Origin of the sequence: Cobetia sp. QF-1 (genome assembly GCF_002213105.1) — a bacterium.
In the GTDB taxonomy this organism is placed as follows: domain Bacteria; phylum Pseudomonadota; class Gammaproteobacteria; order Pseudomonadales; family Halomonadaceae; genus Cobetia; species Cobetia crustatorum.
Window position 1 is genome coordinate 30910 of the sequence record NZ_NBVS01000001.1, and the last position, 19400, is coordinate 50309.

Consider the following 19400-nt stretch of genomic DNA (forward strand, 5'->3'; position numbering starts at 1 on the left):
GATCACCACTGTCAGACGCTTGCCACGACGAGAGAAAGCCAATCTCCAGACGCAAACAACCCCGCCGAAGCGGGGTTGTCAAACAGGCAATCAGCGCGTGCCAGAATCAATCATCGGAAGACGCAAAGCCCAACAATGCCAACAAGCTGATGAACATGTTGTAGATCGACACATACAGGCTCACCGTGGCCAGCAGATAGTTGGTCTGCCCGCCGTGGATGATCTGACTGGTCTCAAACAGAATCGCCGCTGAGGCGAACAGTACAAAGCCAGCGGAAACCGCGAGGGCCAAGCCACTGATATTGAAGATCATCGCCGCCAGCATCGCCAAGATCAGCACGATGGCGCCTGCAAACAGGAAATTGCTCAGGAACGAGAAGTCCTTGCGCGTGACCAACGCAACCGCTGACAGGCCCGCGAAGGTGATACCTGTCATGCCGAGCGCCGTCATGACCAGCTGTGCACCATTGGGCAAGCTCATGTAGGCGTTGAGCACCGGGCCGATGGTGAAGCCCATGAAGCCGGTGAAGGCGAAGGTCGCGAAGATGCCGGCAGTCGAGTTAGCTGTCTTGTGCACCAGGAACATGAGGCCATAGGCCCCGATCAGCAGCACGAAGATGTTCATGCGGCCGACGCCCATGCTCATTGCCACACCTGCGGTAAGCGCAGAGAACAATAGCGTCAGCGCCAGCATCATGTAGGTATTACGCAGTACCTTGTGGGTACTGAGGGAACGGCTCGCGGTATCCTGCGAAACCTGCCAGGAGCTGTTAGCCATGGTGTCTATCCTCACGTTGCTACGATGGATTCATCGAATTGACCCAGCATGCCCTTAGGGGGTTGCCTAATCAAGAGACACGACGATGAAAAGCCGATTCATGCAACCGCTAAACGCATAAAAGGCAACTACAGCGTCAGTCTCGACGCTCAGTATTGCAGAGATAACCTTTCAAGCACCTGAACGACAAGGATTTTTACGCTAACCCCTTGACCCCGACTGAAAAATCCGTAGTATTTGATCTCGTGAGTTGGAGGGGTGGCAGAGCGGTTGAATGCACCGGTCTTGAAAACCGACGTAGGGTAACACCTACCCAGGGTTCGAATCCCTGTCCCTCCACCACCCAGCTTCTGAAAAGCCCGTTCACTTGGTGAGCGGGCTTTTTTCATGCCGTAAAGAAAGCGATCTTGATTGTTACAAGGTGCAAGTAGCTGCCAGTGATAGCTTTTCTGACACGAATCATCATGAAGCACTTGCAATTCTCACCAACTTCGGTAGTATTTTGCTCCGTGAGTTGGAGGGGTGGCAGAGCGGTTGAATGCACCGGTCTTGAAAACCGACGTAGGGTAACACCTACCCAGGGTTCGAATCCCTGTCCCTCCACCACCTAGATCTTGAAAAGGCCCGTTCACTCTGTGAGCGGGCCTTTTCTTATGTCAGTTCTCCACCAGACCTCATGTGGCAGACGCTTGCCTTGGCGAATCCGCATTCTGGCTCTGGCTCTGGCTCTGGCTCTGGCTCTGGCTCTGGCTCTGGCTCTGGCTCTGGCTCTGGCTCTGGCTCTGGCTCTAGCTTTATAGAGTCTTGCTTAAAAGGCCCCCGCTTTAAAGACTCAGGTTGCACGCTGACGCAATGTCTCAGCTTGCGCCCTCCCCACAGCACCTCATGATGCCTGTCATGCACCATGCGCTATAGTGATTGCCTTCCGACACATGCACATCAGCCTTCTATATCCTCTAATATTAAAATCAACTTCTCCAAACCACTTCACACTTTACAAGTAGAGAAAAAATGTCCTTTGCAACCCTTGGATTAAGCGATCCGATTGTACGATCTGTCACTGAGCAAGGTTACCTAACGCCGACGCCTATCCAGGAGAAAGCGATTCCAGTGGTATTGGCAGGCAAGAATGTCATTGCAGCAGCGCAGACAGGCACCGGCAAGACAGCCAGTTTTGTACTACCTATCTTGCAAAAGCTGATTGATGCCCCAGCGGTGCGTGCAAAACGCGTGCATGCAATCATCTTGACGCCAACACGTGAGCTAGCGATCCAAGTTGAAGAGAACGTCCAGCACTATGCCAGACACCTCGATATCAGCTCCATGGCGATGTACGGCGGTGTCGACATTGAGCCTCAGAAACAACGCTTGATTGAAGGTGTTGATATTCTGGTAGCAACGCCAGGGCGCTTATTGGATATGCAAACCCGTCGCGCCATTCACTTTGATGAAACACGCATTCTCGTCATTGATGAAGCTGACCGCATGCTGGACATGGGCTTCATCAGCGACATCAACAAGATTGTCGAGAAGCTGCCGTCAGAACGTCAGAACTTGTTATTCTCGGCAACCTTGTCTGAGCAAGTACGCTTCCTGGCAAGAACGGCCGTCACGGACGCCGTCGAGATTTCAATCACACCTGAAAATGTCACGGTCCCAGAAATTGAGCAGCACCTGATTACCGTCGACAAGGAATTCAAGTCTTCGCTGCTCAGCCACTTGATTCACGAGAACAACTGGCAACAAGCGCTGATCTTCATCGAAACCAAACGGGGTGCGGCCAAGCTGGTCAGCCAGCTGGAAAAGCGCGACATTGCCGCTGAGTCTTTTCATAGTGGCCGTAGCCAGGCCGTTCGTGAACAACTGCTGACAGACTTCAAGGACGGAAAGATTCAGTTTCTGGTAGCGACAGGCATTGCTGCACGCGGCATTGACATTGATGACCTGGAGCGAGTGATCAACTACGACTTGCCCGACGAAGCGGAAGATTACGTACACCGTATTGGCCGTACCGGGCGCGCTGGCGCGGTAGGTGAAGCCATATCACTTGTCTCGCGTGATGATTTCCGAAACCTCTGCGCCATCGAGCAGCATTTAGGCTATTTCGTTACACGCAAAGTGATTGAAGGCTTTGAGCCGACCTTATCCGTGCCTGATTCAAATGCCGCGTATGCTCCTTCAAAAGCTCATAAGGGTCGTCGACATCAATCGAACAAGCGCTAAGTGAAAATCATGAGCTCAGTATTCACTGAGCTCATATAACCCCCGCCACACCGGGCCCTAACACCGGCCCTAGCTGATTGTCGCTGACAAACTGATTGCAACCCTCATGTTTGGCGCGGAACAAGTTGACGTCCGCCTTGGCAATCAGCGCCTCAAGGTCCTTATCGCCAGACTGACGCAATGCCACGCCAATCGACAGACTGACGTCCAGGCTACTAATGCCATCATTGATCACGAAAGGCAGTGCCGAGACTCCCTTGCACAGCCGCTCCGCGACCTGGTCAGCTCGTTTACCATGCAAGTTAGGGCATAGCAGCACGAACTCCTCCCCTCCGTAGCGCCCCACGAGGTCTTCATTGCGCAAGATGCTACGCATCCGCCTGACCAACTCTTTCAGTACCTGATCTCCCGCTTGCCGCCCCCAGGTCTCGTTGATGAGACTCAGATGATCCACATCGACCATCATCACGCTCATCGGGCCAATATCGGCCAACATGCCACGTCCCTTCTCGATCAGCTCACTACGGCTCAGCGCGCCGGTTAACTCATCAAAACGCACGCCTGATTCGAAACGCTGCCGCAGACGATCAGATGACCACCCCATCTGCACCAGCACTAGCGTAAAGAAGATAGTCAGCACGCAGAGGTTGATGACACGGAAAGTGAGCGCCCAGCCTGCCGACAGCGGATTGATCGCCCCTTCCAACATCAATACAACGTAGGCTGCCAGTGGCATGCACAGGCAAGCCGCACACAGCATCACACGGCGCATGAAGGATGTGCGGATGCAGTAGATGCACAGCAGCGCACCGAAGTAGAAATAATCAAAACCCGCTTCAGGACCGAAATAGCGCAGAGAAAAGCTGATCTGGGCACAGGTACCCAAGGCAAGAAGATTGGCTGCCAAGACTTCACGACGCGCACGATGCAACTGCAGGCACACAAGATCGACAACGAGCATCGCAAGATTCAGCGCCAAAATACCCATCTCCCCCAGCCATAGCATCATGATGGCATAGAAAAGATGGCAGGCGACCGCCAGCGTATACACCACATTGAACGTGGCATGAAAGGTTTTCTCGTCCGGCGTCAGGCCGGTCGGGAAGTGTTCAAAGCGCATCAAAAAACGCGCGAGGTGCGGATGTGGACTGGCCATGAGATCGACTCCTGAGCCACTGACCACAATCGGTGGCCAATCTCTGTCATGCACACATTAGCCTGACACAACCAGAGTACGATATTCCTCAGTCGAAAGGTGACCAGTGCATTACACGCACTCCCCTTTTTCTAACGGCCCCTTGCAGTACTCATCAGTGCAGGCGCAGCCCCACTTTGGTGATGCGGTTACCTGCAACCTCATTCACCACCCAGTGAATACCATGCCAATCGACATCATCACCGACGACCGGCACACCACCAACACGACGCGTGATGAATTCGCCAATCGTCAGCTGCTGCTCACCCTGAGAGAGGGTCAGGCCGTAAACATCAGCGATATCTTGCATGCTGGCCCCCCCTTCAAGCGTGAATGTGCCGAAAAAAGCACGCTGCTCATGCTGTAGGCTCTCGCCATTGAACATGCGATTGAGGCTCGGCACATCGCAGGAACGTCCGACGACGCACAGCACATCCTGCTGATGCAGGCAGGTGCTTCCCTTGGGATGTATCAGCACCTTGGAACGAAATAGCGCCCCCACCTTGGCACCGGAGGGAAAACGCAGCATGCGTAATGCGACACCTTCGAGTGCCGTGTTATCGACACGGTAGACCAGCATCTCGTAATCATTGACCGGCATGATACCCAGTAGATTACGCCGACTAGGTTGAGCGCCGGGCGGTACAATCACCTTGAGCCGACGCGCCATTGGTGCCAGCGATGAACCCTGTACCAGAAGCGAGATAATCACGACGAAGAACGCGACATTGAAATAGACAGCCGCATTCTCGACGCCAGTGATCACCGGGAAAATGGCCAGCACGATAGGTACCGCTCCTCTCAATCCTACCCAACTGATGAACCACAGCTCTCGCCACCGGAAGCGGAAAAATGGCTTGAGACAGATAATCACCGCCAGCGGGCGCACCACCAGAATCAGCGCGAAGCTCAAGGCTGCTGCAGGCAAAGCAAAGTGCAGCATGGTCGATGGCGAGACCAACAGTCCCAACATGAGGAACAGGACAATTTGCGACAGATGCGCCAGACCATCATGTACCGGCAGGATATGTTCGAGATGACGCCCAGGATGATTACCAATCATCAAGCCACACAGATAGATGGCCAGAAAACCGCTGCCGCCCATCTCATTGGTGGTCGCGAACAGGCTCAGCCCCAGTGCCAGAGCCAATAGCGAATAGAGTCCGGGGGCCAGATCCAGGTAACGCATCAAGCGGGAAATCAACCAGCCTCCAGCCAGCCCCATGCCAGCCCCGACACCAAACTGCAGCAGGAAGCTCACTACGCCAGCTGCCACCCCTGTCAGTTGTCCGGTGAGAATTTCCGCCAGAGTAATAGTCAGGAAGATGGCCATCGGGTCGTTAGTACCAGACTCGATTTCAAGCGTGGCACCGACACGCTCATTGAGGTGAACGCTTTGTCCGCCGAGCAGCGAGAAAACGGCGGCGGCATCAGTCGAACCGACAATCGCACCGACCAGCAAGCCCTCGATCAACGTGAGATCAAACAGCCACATGGCCAGCAGGCCCACCAGGCCGCTGGTAATGAAGACACCAAAGGTGGCAAGGCAGAGCGCAGGCCTCAAGCCAGCACGGAAGGTAGAGAGGCGAGTACGCAAGCCGCCATCGAGCAAAATCAATGCCAGAGCAAGGTTGCCGATCAGGTAGGCTGTCGAGGCATCGTCAAACTGGATGCCCAGTACACCATCCTCACCAGCCAGCATGCCAAGACCGAGAAACAGCAACAGCAACGGCGTACCAAGACGCGCTGACACGCGACTGGCCAATACGCTCAGCGCAATCAGCATCCCTGCTAATAAAAAGTAATAATTAAGGTTCTCTACCACGTTTTCTCCCCCGCCATGCCCTACACCAGATCTCGAGTGACGTCCGCGACGACTCACAGACAGTATTCCATGTCGAGAGCGGGGTTGCAGAGAAATTTCTCTGCCATTCATGTACTTGCGGCTATCGCCCCTCGCACTGAGCTCAAGGTAGGCTGCGTGGAGAGACCCAGGCCGGTGCTGCCGCCAACGTTGTAAACGGAATCGGGCCAAATGCCTCCATCGCCCACAACAGCGCACGACACAGCCCACGCTGCCCATCAATGTCGACCATGCGGCCATGCCGAGAGTAGCCGGCCATGAACGCCTGACGCTGAGCGGATGTCTCCAATAGCACTTCGATCAAAGCCCAGTCGAATTCGATCGGCGCCCACACGAGTGCCTCCCAGTCGCTCCACACCCAACCGGTGGCGGAACACAGATATTGATCAGCGCGCATGTCTGGCAGACTCCAGACTGCTCGACTCGGTTGGCTAAAGGTACGTGCCAACACATCGCCGAGCTCTGCACGGCGTGGATGCTGCTCGAGGAAGCGAGTGACACGTGTATTCCAGTACAACAACGGCATTGGCTGTGCCAGCGGTTGACCAAAGCCCGAGACCGTATCTTGGTGCAAGCGTCCCAGTTGATCACCAAGCAGCTCACAAAAGGTAGCGCTGAGATCGCTGGGCTGCCCACTGGACCATGGCAGATGCCAGATCGGTGCGCCATCGAGACGCCCGAGATAGGTCAGTGGCAATGGTGGCAGCGGCAAACGTGCCGGTAACGCACTGGCGAGACGCGTCAGCGCTTCGGGCTCACGCCAGCGATCAGCGCCAAATACGCCACGCATGGCACGCCAGAAGGGATCGTTATCGGGCCCGGTACGCGCCAGTTTGATAATGCCGGGCGTGCCGCCGCGTTGACGCCACAGCCAGTTGGCACTGTCGGGCCATGCCAACGCCAGGGGCTCAAGCGATTGACCGAGATAAATTGACAGCCTGCGCGTCAATGCTTCTTCGGGCCAACCACGAGGGAGAGACTCTGGCGGTGCGGCAGGTCGTTGCGGGGGCACAGGGTAATGAGAACAACTCGAGAGATCCGAAGTGTCAGGCATGGCGATCTCCAATCACAGAGGGGCGCAAGCAACATATCCAACAGCATACCCAACTGAATGCCATTCGGCATAGCACGGGCGTGGCACGACAATACTTTCTGACAGGACAGTGACTTGAACGACCTACCCTCCCGACGATGGCAGGGATGCAACCGACAAGGCGGTGGCGTTACACTGTGCGCTGGATGGGGGTGCCCGATAACGGGCTGAGAGCCACTGCGGTCAAGACGCAACACGGCAACCCCTGGAACCTGATCCGGTTGATACCGGCGGAGGGAATCCCGGATACCTGATATTGCGAGACAGGTCTCCCGTGCGCTCCCTCCTGCCGGCACGCCGCCTGACCTCGGACAATATCGTGTCGCTGGGACTCACCCTCAATAATGCTCGCATTGACTACGCCGGCCATACGCTATTCCGCGACCTGACAGCTCGTCTGGACGCTGGCAGCTGGACAGCGCTGCTCGGACGCTCCGGTTGTGGCAAGAGTTCACTGCTGCGACTGTTGGCAGGGCTCGAGATGCCGGACCATCATCAGCTTGAGCTGCACACTGATGATGGTCGCCCTCTGGTAGGGCGTATCTCCTGGATGGCTCAGCAAGACCTGCTGCTTCCCTGGCGGCGTGTACTGGACAATCTATGTCTGGGCGATGACCTTCATCGGCGGCCACGCAACGTCGCCCGTGCACGGGAGCTGCTGTCCGCAGTGGGATTAGAGGGACGTGAGCACTCTTGGCCGGATGCCCTTTCCGGCGGCCAGCGCCAGCGAGTCGCGCTAGCACGCACCCTTTATCAGGAAGCACCGGTCGTCATGATGGACGAGCCCTTTTCTGCGGTGGATGCCATCACACGCCTGGAGCTGCACGATCTTGCCAGCCGTCTGCTCGACGGGCGTACCGTATTGATGGTCACGCATGACCCGCTGGAAGCGCTGCGTCTGGCAGACCAATTACTAGTGCTACGCCCAGACGCACGCGAAGGCTACGGCGCTGTGCTCGATCGCCTGCCCGGACTATCACCACCGCGGCCAGTGCCTCTCGATACACCCGCCTTGCAACAAGCACAGGCCGAGTTGATCGCGCGACTGCGGGACCCGAATGAGGCCTTCATTCCGGCCGCAGCGGAGGTGAATGCATGAAGCGCCTGCATGCACTGCGCCATCTACTGATCAGCACTTGCGTATTATTAGGCCTCTGGCAGTTGGTCATCGTCATCACTGAAGTCCCGCCCTATATTCTGCCGGCTCCTCGTGCAGTGGCGGAGGCACTGATCCACCAGGCACCCTCGCTTGCCCATCATGCTGGCATTACCTTTACCGAGATTCTGGCCGGCCTGGTATTGGGCATCCTGCTCGGCCTGGGCACGGCGTTGGCACTCGCCTTCATCCCACGCTTGCGCCGCACTCTATTGCCGATGCTGTTGATCAGCCAGGTCATCCCGCTATTCGCCATCGCACCGCTATTAGTGCTGTGGCTAGGCTACGACATGCTGTCCAAAGTCGTGATGGCAACGTTGATCATCTACTTCCCCGTCGCTTCTACCGGCTATGACGGTCTGCGTCAGACACGACAAGGCTGGTTGGACCTTGCACAGACGCTAGGCGCGAGTCCGTGGCGGCTGTTGATCCATATTCAGCTACCGGCCGCTTTGCCATCGCTCGCCTCTGGCATGCGCATGGCAGCAACTGCAGCCCCCATTGGCGCCATCATCGGTGAATGGGCCGGCGCCAGCCAAGGGCTGGGCTATCTGATGCTCAATGCCAACGCACGCATGGAAATCGACCTGATGTTTGCCGCCCTGCTGGTGCTGGTCGCATTTTCGCTTCTACTGTACTTCTCGATTGATGCCCTATTACGCAAGCTGATGCCTTGGCATCGCGACAGCCTGACGCGCCTCAACTGAAGCGGCGCTTTACTGATGTTCTCAATAACGTCCTTCTGCCCGCTATTGAAAGGCAGACCCAATACCTCGTGATTACAAGGAACTCCGCCATGTCTCATGTGTCATCGGTGCCTCGCCGACTCAGCGCACTGGCACGCCAGCTGCGATTACCGCTTGCGGCAGTGTTTGCCTCGCTCTGCTTGGGCACGTTGTCCGGTGTGGCATTTGCCGCAGATGCTGTCGAAGATACCGCCAAGACCACCACGACGCTCACTGAGTCCAAGGCGGCTTCCGAAGACGCCAAAATAGAGACGAGCGCAGAAAATTCAGCAACCGAAAAAGCAGCGACAAAAGAAGCAGCCGCAATGGGCAGCACAGCGGGCGACAAGGCGACTGGTGACAAGACACCAACTGATGAAGCCTCGCCCACACAGGAAAAGCCACTGATACCACTCAAGGTCATGCTGGATTGGTACACCAACCCGGGGCATGGCCCGCTGGTGCTGGCGCAGGAGCTGGGGCTGTTCAAGCAACATGGCCTGGAGGTAGAGCTGATCGCGCCGGCGGACCCTAGCGTGCCGCCCAAGCTTGCCGCCGCGGAGCGTGTCGACATTGCCATCAGCTATCAGCCACAACTGCACCTGCAGGTGGATCAAGGCCTGCCCTTGGTGCGCATCGGCACTCTCGTGGCCACGCCGCTCAACGTAGTGGTCGTGCGCGCCGATAGCGATATCAAGTCGATTGCCGATCTCAAGGGCAAACGGGTCGGCTATTCCGTCGGCGGTGTCGAAGAAGTACTGCTCTCCACCATGCTTCAGCATAGTGGGCTGAGCCTTGATGACATCACGCTGACCAACGTCAACTTCTCGCTGACACCATCATTGCTGACCCGTAAGGTCGATGCTGTCACTGGCGCCTTCCGTAATTTCGAGCTGGCCCAGATGGCACAGGAAGGCGTCAAGGGACGTGCCTTTTATATCGAAGAGGAAGGCGTACCGACCTATGACGAGCTGATCTTTGTCGCCAATAGCGACAGCTACTCGCGCAAGCACGCTCAATATGCCGCCTTCCTCGCAGCCGTGGGCGAGGCGACGGCCTGGATGATCAATCATCCTGACAAGGCATGGGAGATGTTCCGCGACTCCGACCCTGCGCTCGACACCCCGCTCAACAAGAAGGCCTGGTATGCCACGTTACCGCGCTTTGCGCTGCGTCCTGCGGCACTGGATGCCGGACGCTATCGTGATTTCGAGAACTTCCTGTTTGAGCGTGGCATGATCAAGCAACGTCAATCACTCAGCCACCTGGCCGTCGACGTCAATGCGCCCTGATGCTCTGAGCGTCTGATACTCTGGTTCAGGCCCAGATTGATATTCCAATGCAAAAGCGCCCTGTCGGCATGCCGACAGGGCGCTTTTGGGTGGAGCTTCTCGTGTGTGTCGCATCACTGATTCTAGCGTACGCTACACATCCTGGCTGGGGCTCTTCGCCAGACGCCATGACAACCAGGCCATCTGCAGCGGCTGGATCATCAGTGCCACCACCAGCACGGCTACCAGCAAGGGCATGCCTTCCAACGCACCACTCGGCGTACTGACCAATAACCCCGCCCCGAGATAGCTACCGGCAGCAGAACTCAGATGCTGTACCGCACTCTGAGTGCTGGTGAAGGCGGCGCGCTCATGGTCGGCCGGAATGAAGCTATTGAGCGTGTTCTGAGCGACTCGACGCGCCGAGGAGAACAGCATGTAAGCCCCAAAACCTATCCAGATCAACGACGGACCGGGCGAATGCAGCAGGAAGGCCCACCCGACAAGCGCTGTCAGCAGGCAGGTAATGGTGCCGGGCCAGACACTGCCGTAGCGATCACACAGACGGCCAGTCAGCTGCATGCCAACCAGTGAAAGCCCGCCGCCAATCATGTAGAGCCCACCGAGGTCTTCACGCGGCAAGTCCAGGTTGAACAACAGATAACTGGCCAGATTGGGAATGACCAGGAAGTTGCTGAACATGGCCGTGGCAATCAGTGCCAGGCCGAGCCGATGATTTGGCTGGGCCAGAATCGCCATGATCGTGGTGCCCTTGCGACTGCGATTGCGCGTCTCCGGGTTATCAAGATGACCTCGAATCGGGGGCAGAATCCAGGCCAGCAACCCACATATCAGCAGCGCCAATAGCGCTACCGCACGAAACGGTGCCTGCCAGCCGAAGCCTTCCGATAGCCACAGCGCAAAAGGCAGCCCAAGCACTGACGCGACCGAGAAAGCGCCCATCACCATGCCCATCGCACGTCCCCGCCGGATACCAGGCACGACATCGATTACGATAGCCAATGCCGTCGCCGCGGCAGGTCCGCCAAACAGCCCTCCTAGCATACGCGCCGCCAGTAACGTCTCGTAGCCGGTCGCGAAACTGGCAATCAGATGACATAGCGCAGCGCCAAACAGAAAACCGAGCACCGCCCAGCGGCGGTCGAAACGGTCGGCATGCCGTGTCCACAATAGCGTCCCGACAGCCGCCGCAAGCGGGTAGCTACCGACGATGTAGCCGAGCCGGTCCAGCGGAATGCCCAATGACTGTGCGAAGTCAGGCCCCAGTGCCATCACCATGGTAAAGCCCATGATGACGGCAAATTGCAACAGAGTGACCAGCGCCACCACTAATCGCTCATGAGTGGTCACGGGAGATGGAGCACCATGTGATACCTGGCGCGGGTGTCGTGATGACGGCTTGCTCAAGTGCGTGAGTCGCGATCAAGAAACACCAGCACTGCCTGCTGAAACTCCGCTGCACGCTCAGCATGCAGCCAGTGACCAGCATCCAATGAAGCATCTTCCAGCGCCGGAAAACGCTCACGCATCACTGCCATACCATTCTGCTGTACGTAGTTGGAACGTGCGCCCCACAGCAGCAATGTCGGTAGCTCGACCGGCCCTGCTCCCTGCGGTGCTTCGACAATCTGCATGTAACCCGCCGCGATCTGATCCAGACCGACCCGCCAGCCCATACTGTCATCCTCGAGGCGCACCAGATTGGTCGCGAGGAATTGGCGAATGGCCGGTGTGTCGACATGCTGTGCCATCACGCCATCAGCCTCCTTGCGTGATGCAGGATGCGCGTCGCGCACAGCCTCAAAGGCTGCAAATATCTCATCATGACCGTGGCCATAGGCCACTGGCGCGATATCGGCGACGACAAGACGACGCAGGCGCTCAGGAGCGTCAAGTGCCACTTGCATCGCGACCTTGCCGCCCATCGAGTGACCCAGCAGATCGCACTGCTCGATCTCGAGGCGATCAAGCAAGGCGATGACATCAGCTGCCTGCTCCGAATAACTCATGCCCGAAACATGTGGGCTGCGGCCATGGTTACGCAGGTCTACCGCGATCACACGCCGTGTCTCAGCCCACGACTTGATATGCGAACGCCAGTTATCTGCGCTGCCAAACAGACCATGCAGGACGACCAGAGGGGGGGCTTCCTGAAGAACATTACTTTCTACTTGAGCGGCTGCACGAGCGTCACTCTCATTATAAAAAAGCTCGACCGTTGTGCTCATCACCACCTCTATGGACACCAAGTTTTAGGAAGCACTCATGTTAGCAGACTATCTAGGAGATGCGCTCGGCTAGCAGAATAAGCTTAACCAGCAGACAGACTCAGCCAGGGCTAGCCTCCAGATAGACTTTGACGGCCTGCCATAGCGGACTGCGATAACGCTCCGGATGCCACAACATCGAAAAATGACGCTTGAGATTGAGCTGCGGTGTCGGCAATACGACCAGTTCGCCGCGGGCCAACTCGGCGGCCACCGACAAGCGCGACAGACAGCCGATTCCGAGCCCGGCGAAGACGGCCTGCTTGATCGCTTCATGCTGCCCTAGCTCCATACGCACCTTGAGTCGCTCAATACGCCCGTGCAGCGCCCGCTCAAATACGGCCCGCGTCCCTGACCCTGCCTCACGCAGAATCCAGTCAGCGGTCGCCAGGTCTTGATCACCGAGAGGCTCACTCCGCAGCGCCAGCGGATGCGTCGGTGGCGCGACCACCACCAGCTCATCTTCGCGCCAGGTCTGACTCATCAGGCGCGGCGCATGGCAGTCACCCTCGATCAGTCCCAGCTCGGCATCGTAATTGAGCACGGCCTCAACCACCTGATGCGTATTGCGCAGACGCAGGTTGAGTTCAGTCCCCGGATGCTCACGCATGAAATTGCCTGCCAGACCCGGCAGAAGCCAGGTGCCAATGGTGGCACTGGCCGCAATCTCCAGCTCACCGCGCAAGTTCCCCCCCTCAAGATCCGGTTCACGAGCTTCCAGCTCCAGCGCATGTGTCTGCTCAAGCAATTGCTCGGCACGCGCCAGCAAACGACGCCCATTGGCATTCAATGCCAAGCGCCTGCCGAGACGCTCAAACAGCTGCACATCCAGGTGGCGCTCCAGCTCAGAAAGCGCCTGACTCGCCGCCGATTGTGACAGTCCGATCTCACGCGCCGCAGCGCTTACCGACCCGTGACGTGTCACGGCAACGAACACCTGCAATTGACGTAGGGTGATATGGATTTGCATATCGATTTTTCCGGTAAGCAGTAAAAGAACAATCGACTAACCAGTCAATGATATTCCTGGATAGACTAATCACCAAACCAGAGGCACTAAGCACACATCATCTGCCTCACGCACTGCCTCATGCCAACACGATAACAATACGCAGCACTTCTGCTGATACCTGTAAGGAGAATGTCCATGGACGCACAGACCCTGACCGCCCCCTCTATCTCTGAACAGCTGCGCCGCATGGTGCCTGGACTTGCGCTGTGTGGCGGTCTGACACTTGCCGGACTGGCGCTGCATGCTATCCCGGCATTGGCCTCCACCGGTGTCAGCCCGCTGGTCTTCGCATTGTTGTGCGGCATTGTGGTCGGCAACCTTCCTATCGTCAGCCGTCATGCCAAGACGCTGTCGCCTGGCCTGCATATCGCGACCAAGAAGCTCCTGAGACTCGGCATCATCCTGTTCGGCCTGTCCATTACTCTGCAGCAGATTCTCGGTCTTGGCTGGAGCGTGGTCTTTCTCGATATCCTGGTCATTACTGCCGTCATGAGCAGCGGCTACTTCATCGGTACTCGCTGGCTGGGACTTGATCGCGATACCGCCCTGCTGACCAGCGCAGGCTCTGCCATCTGTGGCGCTGCGGCAGTCCTGGCGACGGAGTCCATGATCAAGGCGCGCCCAGCGGCTACCGCGATGGCCGTTGCCACAGTCGTGCTGTTCGGCTCACTGGCCATGCTGGTCTATCCGCTTCTCTATCCGATGACGGGCATGCATGAAGGGTTGTTCGGGATCTATATCGGCTCCACCATCCACGAGGTGGCACAGGTCGTTGCCGCCGGTGAAGCGGTCGGTCCGGATGCCCTCGCCAACGCGCTGATCGTCAAGCTGATGCGCGTCATGATGCTGGTGCCCTTCCTGCTGCTACTTCCGAAATTGTGGGCCATGCGTGCCCGCACCGACGGTGACGAGCGCGAATCCGGCGGTAGCATGACCATCCCGTGGTTCGCGCTTGGCTTCATCGCCATGGCCGGCATCAACAGCACCGGTGAAATTCCCGCCACGCTGCATACCAGCATGTCGACGCTGGGGAGTGTAGCGCTGACCATGGCCATGGCTGGGTTGGGTGTCGAAACACGCATCGATCGCCTGCGTTCACTCGGCATGAAGCCTTTCCTGCTGGCCTTGATTTTGTTCGCCCTGCTAATGGTCGGCGGCTTTGGTGCCAACCTTCTGCTGATGGGTTAAGCCTGATCCAGGCATTGGAGTCACCCAGCTGGACAGCTGATCAATAGACGCCCCAAGCAACGAATGAGTCAGGTGATTGATTCCCGCAATCGCTGCAGTAGCACCGCTCAATTGGCAAACCCAGCGATGCTGAAGCACAATAGCGACCAACGAATCATTCACCGGCCTTGCCGGAAACTCATTTCCAGTCACGTTAACCTGTGCTGAGATATTCAGGAGAACATCATGCTTGCAGTCATTTTTGGTCGTCCGGGTTGCCCTTTCTGTGTCCGCGCCAAGGACCTCGCCGCAGAACTCACCGCCAAGCGCGATGATTTCGACTATCGCTATATCGATATCCATGCCGAAGGCATCAGCAAGGCCGACATGGAAAAGACCATCGGTAAGCCGGTGGATACCGTGCCGCAGATCTTTGTCGATCAGAATCACATCGGTGGTTTCACCGAGTTCAATCAGTATGTGCAAGACGAAGCGCTAATGCCGCAGGCCTGATACCTCAGCCCTGGCACCTCGGCTCTGAAATGTCAGTACCAGCGCTCGAGATTTGCACCAAGGCCCTCGCATAATGCGAGGGCCTTTTTGTGTCTGGTGATAGGGTAATCAAGACATCCTGTTCATCCTCGTTGCCCAACAAGCAGGTATATCGCTTGCGACCCCGACGGAGGCCAGCGACAATTTGCGACTTCTGGCCTACAGATGGACAAGGAAGCGAAAATGAGTATGTTGTTGGAAGGCGCCGTGCTGCTGGGCTGTGCGGTGGTTGCCGTGCCGCTATTTCAGCGACTTGGTTTGGGATCTATCCTTGGGTATCTGGCCATCGGGGTACTACTAGGGCCATCGCTGATCGGCTTTATCTCTGACCCCGGTGAGGTACTGCATTTCGCTGAATTCGGCGTCGTCATGCTGTTGTTCATGATCGGGTTAGAGCTTGAACCCAAGCGACTGTGGGACATGCGCCTCAAGCTGATCGGACTCGGTAGCGCACAGATGCTGTTGTGTGGCGCACTGCTAACCCCTGTCGGACTATGGCTAGACCTGTCTCTTACGTCATCGATACTCCTCGGGTTCATTCTGGCGCTGTCCTCCACCGCCTTTGCCCTGCAAGTCCTTGGTGAGAATCACCAGCTCGCCACTCCGCACGGCCAATCAACCTTTGCCATCCTGCTCTTCCAGGATCTCGCCGTCATTCCTCTACTGGCGCTACTGCCATTATTCTCGGATAACTTTGATTCGAGCACCGGCAGCGGCTGGTTAGGCGTGATCAAGGGTATTGGTATGGTGGCGGCCGTAATTATCGTCGGACGCTTTGTCGTACCGCGCTTGCTCAAGATGGTGGCGCGCAGCGAAATTCACGAGATCTTTACCGCCGCCGCATTATTCGTCGTGATCGGCACTGCCCTGCTGATGGAGTGGGTCGGCCTATCGATGGCACTCGGTGCCTTCCTCGCTGGGGTACTGTTGGCCGATACGGTTTATCGTCACGAACTGGAAGCCAACATCAACCCCTTCAAGGGACTGCTGCTGGGGCTGTTCTTCATGGCAGTGGGCATGTCAGTCGACGTATCACTGGTGATGGAGCGCCCTCTCACCGTCCTCGGGCTAACGTTGGCCCTGATGTTTGGCAAGGTGCTGGTAATCGCGCTAATCGGACGGGCTGCACGCCTCAAACTGGCCGAGGCGCTGCCACTGGCAGCGGTGCTGGCACAGGGTGGCGAGTTCGACTTCGTCCTGTTGACCGCCGGTATGGCCGCGGGCATCTTTGATCAGACACTGACCAGTCTAGTGATCAGCGCAGTGACACTCTCGATGGCTGCCACCCCCTTCCTCTATCGCTTTGCTCACAAGCTGGGAGCAGCGAGCGAGGCCAAGCGTCCTTACGACGAAGACTTCGGCGAAGAGTCACCGCAAGTGCTCATCGCAGGTTTTGGTCGCTTCGGACAGATCAGTGCACGTCTGCTGAAAACCCAGGGCATCAACTTCACCGCCCTCGATCCCAACATGGCGCAGGTCGAATTCGTACGTCAGTTTGGTTCGCGCATCTTCTACGCGGATGCCAGCCGTGCCGAGTTGTTACGCGCGGCAGGTGCCGAACACGCACGCATCATGCTGGTGGCCGTGGATGACGCTGATACCACTACGCATATCGTGCGTATGGTGCGTCATCAGTTCCCACATCTTAAGCTATTCGTACGGGCCCGAAACCGTCACCATGCTTGGCAACTGATGGAGCTGGGCGTCGAGCACGTCATTCGTGAAACCTACGCCAGCAGCCTCGAGATGGGTGGAGGGTTGCTGGGAGCACTGGGGTACCCGAGCGCTCGCGCCAATGAGGTCGTACGCGCCTTCCGCGAGATGGATGACGATATGCTCAAGAAGGACTTTGACAATCGCCATGACCAGAAAGCACTGGTATCCAGCGAGCAAGCCGCCATGGCCGAACTCAAACGTCTCTTCCAGAACAACACCTGATATCACCACGGCTACTCTCGCCAGTGCTTCTGCAGATGATATGTGCAGGTTGTAGGGGTGATATCTACTGGTAACAAACAAGAAGGCCGACTCCACAAGGGGTCGGCCTTCTTGTTTGTTACGCCCAGCTAGGCGTCTGCCATCACGAACGCGTGATGCGCCCACCCTGCAGCCGCGAGCGCCACTGAGGACCAAACAGGTACGCGCATAGTCCAACGACAATCAGCAGCGCACCTGACAAGACACGGCTGGAGATCAGCTCACCATTGAGTGTAGCGCCGAGACTCATCGCAAATATCGGCGTAATCAAGGTCGCCAGTGCCACCGTGCTGGCCGATAACCGCGACAGCACAAAGTAATAGCATAGATAACCAATCAGAGACCCGAACACCCCGAGATAGAGAATGGCTCCTAGCGGCCGACCCACGGGCAAGGCAGCTGGCACACCATCCACGACCAGCGCACAGATGAAATAAAGAGGTAGCGAGACCAGTAACGCTCCCTCTGTCTGTACAAGAGGATGCAGCCCTGCCCGCTCGCGCTGCACCAGCACACCCGATGCAGCGAAGCAGTTAACCGCCAGCAACATGGTCAGCACTCCCTTCCAGCTACCCGGCGGCAATGCCAGAGAATCCGAAACAGCAACGGCCAACCCACCCAATGCCAATGCGAACCCTAACCATTGCAGCTTGTCAAGTGGCGCACTTTTCAACCACCAGCGGGCATAGAGCCCCGACAGCAGCGGTGCGAGTCCAAAGAGTAACGACATGATACCGCTTGGTAACCAGCCTGCTGCGATATAAGCAAAGTACATGCCACCCCATATTCCCAACGCTGCCGCGATATAACTGCGCATGGCCGCTACCGAGAAGTCCATTTTCAGTCCCATCACGCGTAACAATGGGTAACCAATACATGCGGCAATTAACATCCTACCCATGGCCGACCATGCAGGCAGCCACCCGGAGGCACTCCATGAAATCGCCAGCGGTGTCGTCGACCACACCATGAGAACCACGCAATACGCCACCAGCACTGGCATTTTCACTCTCCGGACAAAGGGCTGAAAAAATCGGATAAAGGCGTTGAAATGCCTTCTGGGCAACTACCTATAATCGCTTCCAGCACAGGGTTCATATAACCCGTTCAAGGAGGCAGCATGCAACGCGAGGAATTCCAACAACAGCTATGGCTGGACTTTGTTCACCGGCATCCGGATATCGGAGCGCTGGACATCTGGCCAGATAGCATCAAGCCCGAATATCTGATGTTCCTGACGCTCGATCAAGGACCGTTTCGGAGCGAAAAGCTACTTCCAAGCCTTTATCACCAAGGCTATCGCCGCATCAAACAGTATGCGATGGCCGACCGAGGCTTATTGGTGGATCTGCTGCTCCCCCCCGATGGTGGAGCAGCAGTAATGCTGGCCGAGCTACAGGCCAATAGCCTGCCTCCTCTACATCGTGACTTGCTAAAATGCCTGATTAGCCAGAGCCATCGCGACGACTGCAAAGGGCAGAATCTTCTTGCGCCCTGCCGCCCCTGGAACATGCCGAACTGGCCAACCTTCGAACGTTTGCTGGAAGCCAATCCGCTGGCCGCCTGGCTGTCAGTCATGGGGCCCCGTCTGCATCATGTCGGCTTCAATGCCAATGAGCTCGGCGAAACCCTGGAAGCCGTCTGTGAAGGCATGCTGATGCAGGGCATGGCTCCACAGTCAGGACGCCATCATGCGATATTGCCGATCAACCCCAAGCTGGAATATCACTACTACCCGGCACACGCGCAGCGCATGGTCTTTGCTGATGGTGATGAGCATATGGTGGTATTGGGCGGTATTGCACTATTGGCAACGATGAAAAGCGACCAGAATCAGCGGGCGGCAGAACAATTGCTGCCGGAGTATACGCTCTGCCAGCTAAGCGCATAGCTCTAGCGCCTGACGTAATAATCCAAGCCCTCGCCGGAAACGACGAGGGCTTTCATGTATCCCGATCCAGGTAAACCACTGCTGCTATCCGCTCATGTGCACGGCTAATCGACACGAAACATACGATTCACCATCTCATCTGAACGTCGTAAAAAGGTTATCAACAGAAGCTGTGGAAAAAGCTGTGAAGAATCTCTGTACATCTACT

General features: G+C 57.0%; 16 protein-coding genes, 2 tRNA genes and 1 riboswitch. Of the genes, 10 read left to right on the forward strand and 8 right to left on the reverse strand.

Annotated features, from left to right (window positions below; all coding sequences use genetic code 11):
- Positions 1–106: 106 nt before the first annotated feature.
- Positions 107–778, reverse strand: coding sequence for a Bax inhibitor-1/YccA family protein (locus CFN46_RS00165; RefSeq protein ID WP_024953239.1), 672 nt, complete (start codon positions 776–778; stop codon positions 107–109).
- Positions 779–1030: 252 nt separating this feature from the next.
- On the opposite strand from CFN46_RS00165, the gene CFN46_RS00170 reads away from it, so the two are divergent.
- From CFN46_RS00170 to CFN46_RS00180, 3 genes are all read left to right on the forward strand, one after another.
- Positions 1031–1120 (forward strand) — tRNA-Ser (locus CFN46_RS00170).
- Positions 1121–1294: 174 nt separating this feature from the next.
- Positions 1295–1384 (forward strand) — tRNA-Ser (locus CFN46_RS00175).
- Positions 1385–1789: 405 nt separating this feature from the next.
- Positions 1790–3001, forward strand: a complete 1212-nt coding sequence (locus CFN46_RS00180; protein WP_024952731.1) for a DEAD/DEAH box helicase — start codon at positions 1790–1792, stop codon at positions 2999–3001.
- 31 nt (positions 3002–3032) lie between these two features.
- Here CFN46_RS00180 and CFN46_RS00185 read toward each other — a convergent pair whose 3' ends face one another.
- The 3 genes from CFN46_RS00185 to CFN46_RS00195 form a co-directional block, all read right to left on the reverse strand.
- Positions 3033–4157, reverse strand: coding sequence for a GGDEF domain-containing protein (locus CFN46_RS00185; protein WP_024952732.1), 1125 nt, complete (start codon positions 4155–4157; stop codon positions 3033–3035).
- A gap of 154 nt (positions 4158–4311) precedes the next feature.
- Positions 4312–6021 (reverse strand): potassium/proton antiporter, encoded by a 1710-nt coding sequence (locus tag CFN46_RS00190; RefSeq protein WP_024952733.1) that lies wholly within the window; start codon positions 6019–6021, stop codon positions 4312–4314.
- Positions 6022–6163: 142 nt separating this feature from the next.
- Positions 6164–7114 (reverse strand): hypothetical protein, encoded by a 951-nt coding sequence (locus CFN46_RS00195; RefSeq protein ID WP_141103608.1) that lies wholly within the window; start codon positions 7112–7114, stop codon positions 6164–6166.
- A 177-nt stretch (positions 7115–7291) separates the two neighbouring features.
- Positions 7292–7409, forward strand: a riboswitch (TPP riboswitch).
- Between the two features lie 18 nt (positions 7410–7427).
- Between CFN46_RS00195 and CFN46_RS00200 the strand changes: the two genes are divergently transcribed.
- From CFN46_RS00200 to CFN46_RS00210, 3 genes are all read left to right on the forward strand, one after another.
- Positions 7428–8252: an ABC transporter ATP-binding protein gene (locus CFN46_RS00200; protein WP_254918367.1), complete on the forward strand. Its 825-nt coding sequence runs from the start codon at positions 7428–7430 to the stop codon at positions 8250–8252.
- Entirely contained in the window at positions 8249–9016 is a 768-nt protein-coding gene (locus tag CFN46_RS00205; RefSeq protein WP_024952736.1) for an ABC transporter permease, read from the forward strand. Before CFN46_RS00200 ends, CFN46_RS00205 begins: the two co-directional genes overlap by 4 nt.
- Before the next feature lie 89 nt (positions 9017–9105).
- Positions 9106–10326, forward strand: a complete 1221-nt coding sequence (locus tag CFN46_RS00210; protein ID WP_024952737.1) for an ABC transporter substrate-binding protein — start codon at positions 9106–9108, stop codon at positions 10324–10326.
- A gap of 132 nt (positions 10327–10458) precedes the next feature.
- Here the strand turns inward: CFN46_RS00210 and CFN46_RS00215 are convergent, their stop codons facing one another.
- From CFN46_RS00215 to CFN46_RS00225, 3 genes are all read right to left on the reverse strand, one after another.
- Entirely contained in the window at positions 10459–11733 is a 1275-nt protein-coding gene (locus CFN46_RS00215; RefSeq protein ID WP_141103609.1) for an MFS transporter, read from the reverse strand.
- A complete protein-coding gene (locus tag CFN46_RS00220; RefSeq protein WP_088742393.1) occupies positions 11730–12554 on the reverse strand; it encodes an alpha/beta fold hydrolase in 825 nt (274 codons plus the stop codon). Before CFN46_RS00220 ends, CFN46_RS00215 begins: the two co-directional genes overlap by 4 nt.
- 100 nt (positions 12555–12654) lie before the next feature.
- Positions 12655–13563, reverse strand: a complete 909-nt coding sequence (locus CFN46_RS00225; RefSeq protein WP_088742394.1) for a LysR family transcriptional regulator — start codon at positions 13561–13563, stop codon at positions 12655–12657.
- A gap of 177 nt (positions 13564–13740) precedes the next feature.
- Here CFN46_RS00225 and CFN46_RS00230 point away from each other — a divergent pair, with 177 nt between their 5' ends.
- The 3 genes from CFN46_RS00230 to CFN46_RS00240 all read left to right on the forward strand — a co-directional run bounded on the left by CFN46_RS00230 (position 13741) and on the right by CFN46_RS00240 (position 17262).
- A complete protein-coding gene (locus CFN46_RS00230; protein WP_246116579.1) occupies positions 13741–14793 on the forward strand; it encodes a YeiH family protein in 1053 nt (350 codons plus the stop codon).
- A gap of 225 nt (positions 14794–15018) precedes the next feature.
- A complete protein-coding gene (locus CFN46_RS00235) occupies positions 15019–15285 on the forward strand; it encodes a GrxA family glutaredoxin (protein ID WP_024952741.1) in 267 nt (88 codons plus the stop codon).
- Positions 15286–15507: 222 nt separating this feature from the next.
- Entirely contained in the window at positions 15508–17262 is a 1755-nt protein-coding gene (locus tag CFN46_RS00240) for a monovalent cation:proton antiporter-2 (CPA2) family protein (RefSeq protein ID WP_024952742.1), read from the forward strand.
- A gap of 142 nt (positions 17263–17404) precedes the next feature.
- Here the strand turns inward: CFN46_RS00240 and CFN46_RS00245 are convergent, their stop codons facing one another.
- Entirely contained in the window at positions 17405–18304 is a 900-nt protein-coding gene (locus CFN46_RS00245; protein ID WP_088742395.1) for a DMT family transporter, read from the reverse strand.
- A 117-nt stretch (positions 18305–18421) separates the two neighbouring features.
- On the opposite strand from CFN46_RS00245, the gene CFN46_RS00250 reads away from it, so the two are divergent.
- A complete protein-coding gene (locus CFN46_RS00250; RefSeq protein ID WP_088742396.1) occupies positions 18422–19192 on the forward strand; it encodes a DUF1338 family protein in 771 nt (256 codons plus the stop codon).
- The last annotated feature ends 208 nt before the right edge of the window (positions 19193–19400 follow it).

Bases quoted from the DNA above. Each gene is read 5' to 3' on its own strand.
- CFN46_RS00165 (WP_024953239.1), bottom strand. From the start codon at position 778: ATGGCTAACAGCTCCTGGCAGGTTTCGCAGGATACCGCGAGCCGTTCC.
- CFN46_RS00180 (WP_024952731.1), top strand. From the start codon at position 1,790: ATGTCCTTTGCAACCCTTGGATTAAGCGATCCGATTGTACGATCTGTC.
- CFN46_RS00185 (WP_024952732.1), bottom strand. From the start codon at position 4,157: ATGGCCAGTCCACATCCGCACCTCGCGCGTTTTTTGATGCGCTTTGAA.
- CFN46_RS00195 (WP_141103608.1), bottom strand. From the start codon at position 7,114: ATGCCTGACACTTCGGATCTCTCGAGTTGTTCTCATTACCCTGTGCCC.
- CFN46_RS00205 (WP_024952736.1), top strand. From the start codon at position 8,249: ATGAAGCGCCTGCATGCACTGCGCCATCTACTGATCAGCACTTGCGTA.
- CFN46_RS00210 (WP_024952737.1), top strand. From the start codon at position 9,106: ATGTCTCATGTGTCATCGGTGCCTCGCCGACTCAGCGCACTGGCACGC.
- CFN46_RS00220 (WP_088742393.1), bottom strand. From the start codon at position 12,554: ATGAGCACAACGGTCGAGCTTTTTTATAATGAGAGTGACGCTCGTGCA.
- CFN46_RS00225 (WP_088742394.1), bottom strand. From the start codon at position 13,563: ATGCAAATCCATATCACCCTACGTCAATTGCAGGTGTTCGTTGCCGTG.
- CFN46_RS00230 (WP_246116579.1), top strand. From the start codon at position 13,741: ATGGACGCACAGACCCTGACCGCCCCCTCTATCTCTGAACAGCTGCGC.
- CFN46_RS00235 (WP_024952741.1), top strand. From the start codon at position 15,019: ATGCTTGCAGTCATTTTTGGTCGTCCGGGTTGCCCTTTCTGTGTCCGC.
- CFN46_RS00240 (WP_024952742.1), top strand. From the start codon at position 15,508: ATGAGTATGTTGTTGGAAGGCGCCGTGCTGCTGGGCTGTGCGGTGGTT.
- CFN46_RS00245 (WP_088742395.1), bottom strand. From the start codon at position 18,304: ATGCCAGTGCTGGTGGCGTATTGCGTGGTTCTCATGGTGTGGTCGACG.
- CFN46_RS00250 (WP_088742396.1), top strand. From the start codon at position 18,422: ATGCAACGCGAGGAATTCCAACAACAGCTATGGCTGGACTTTGTTCAC.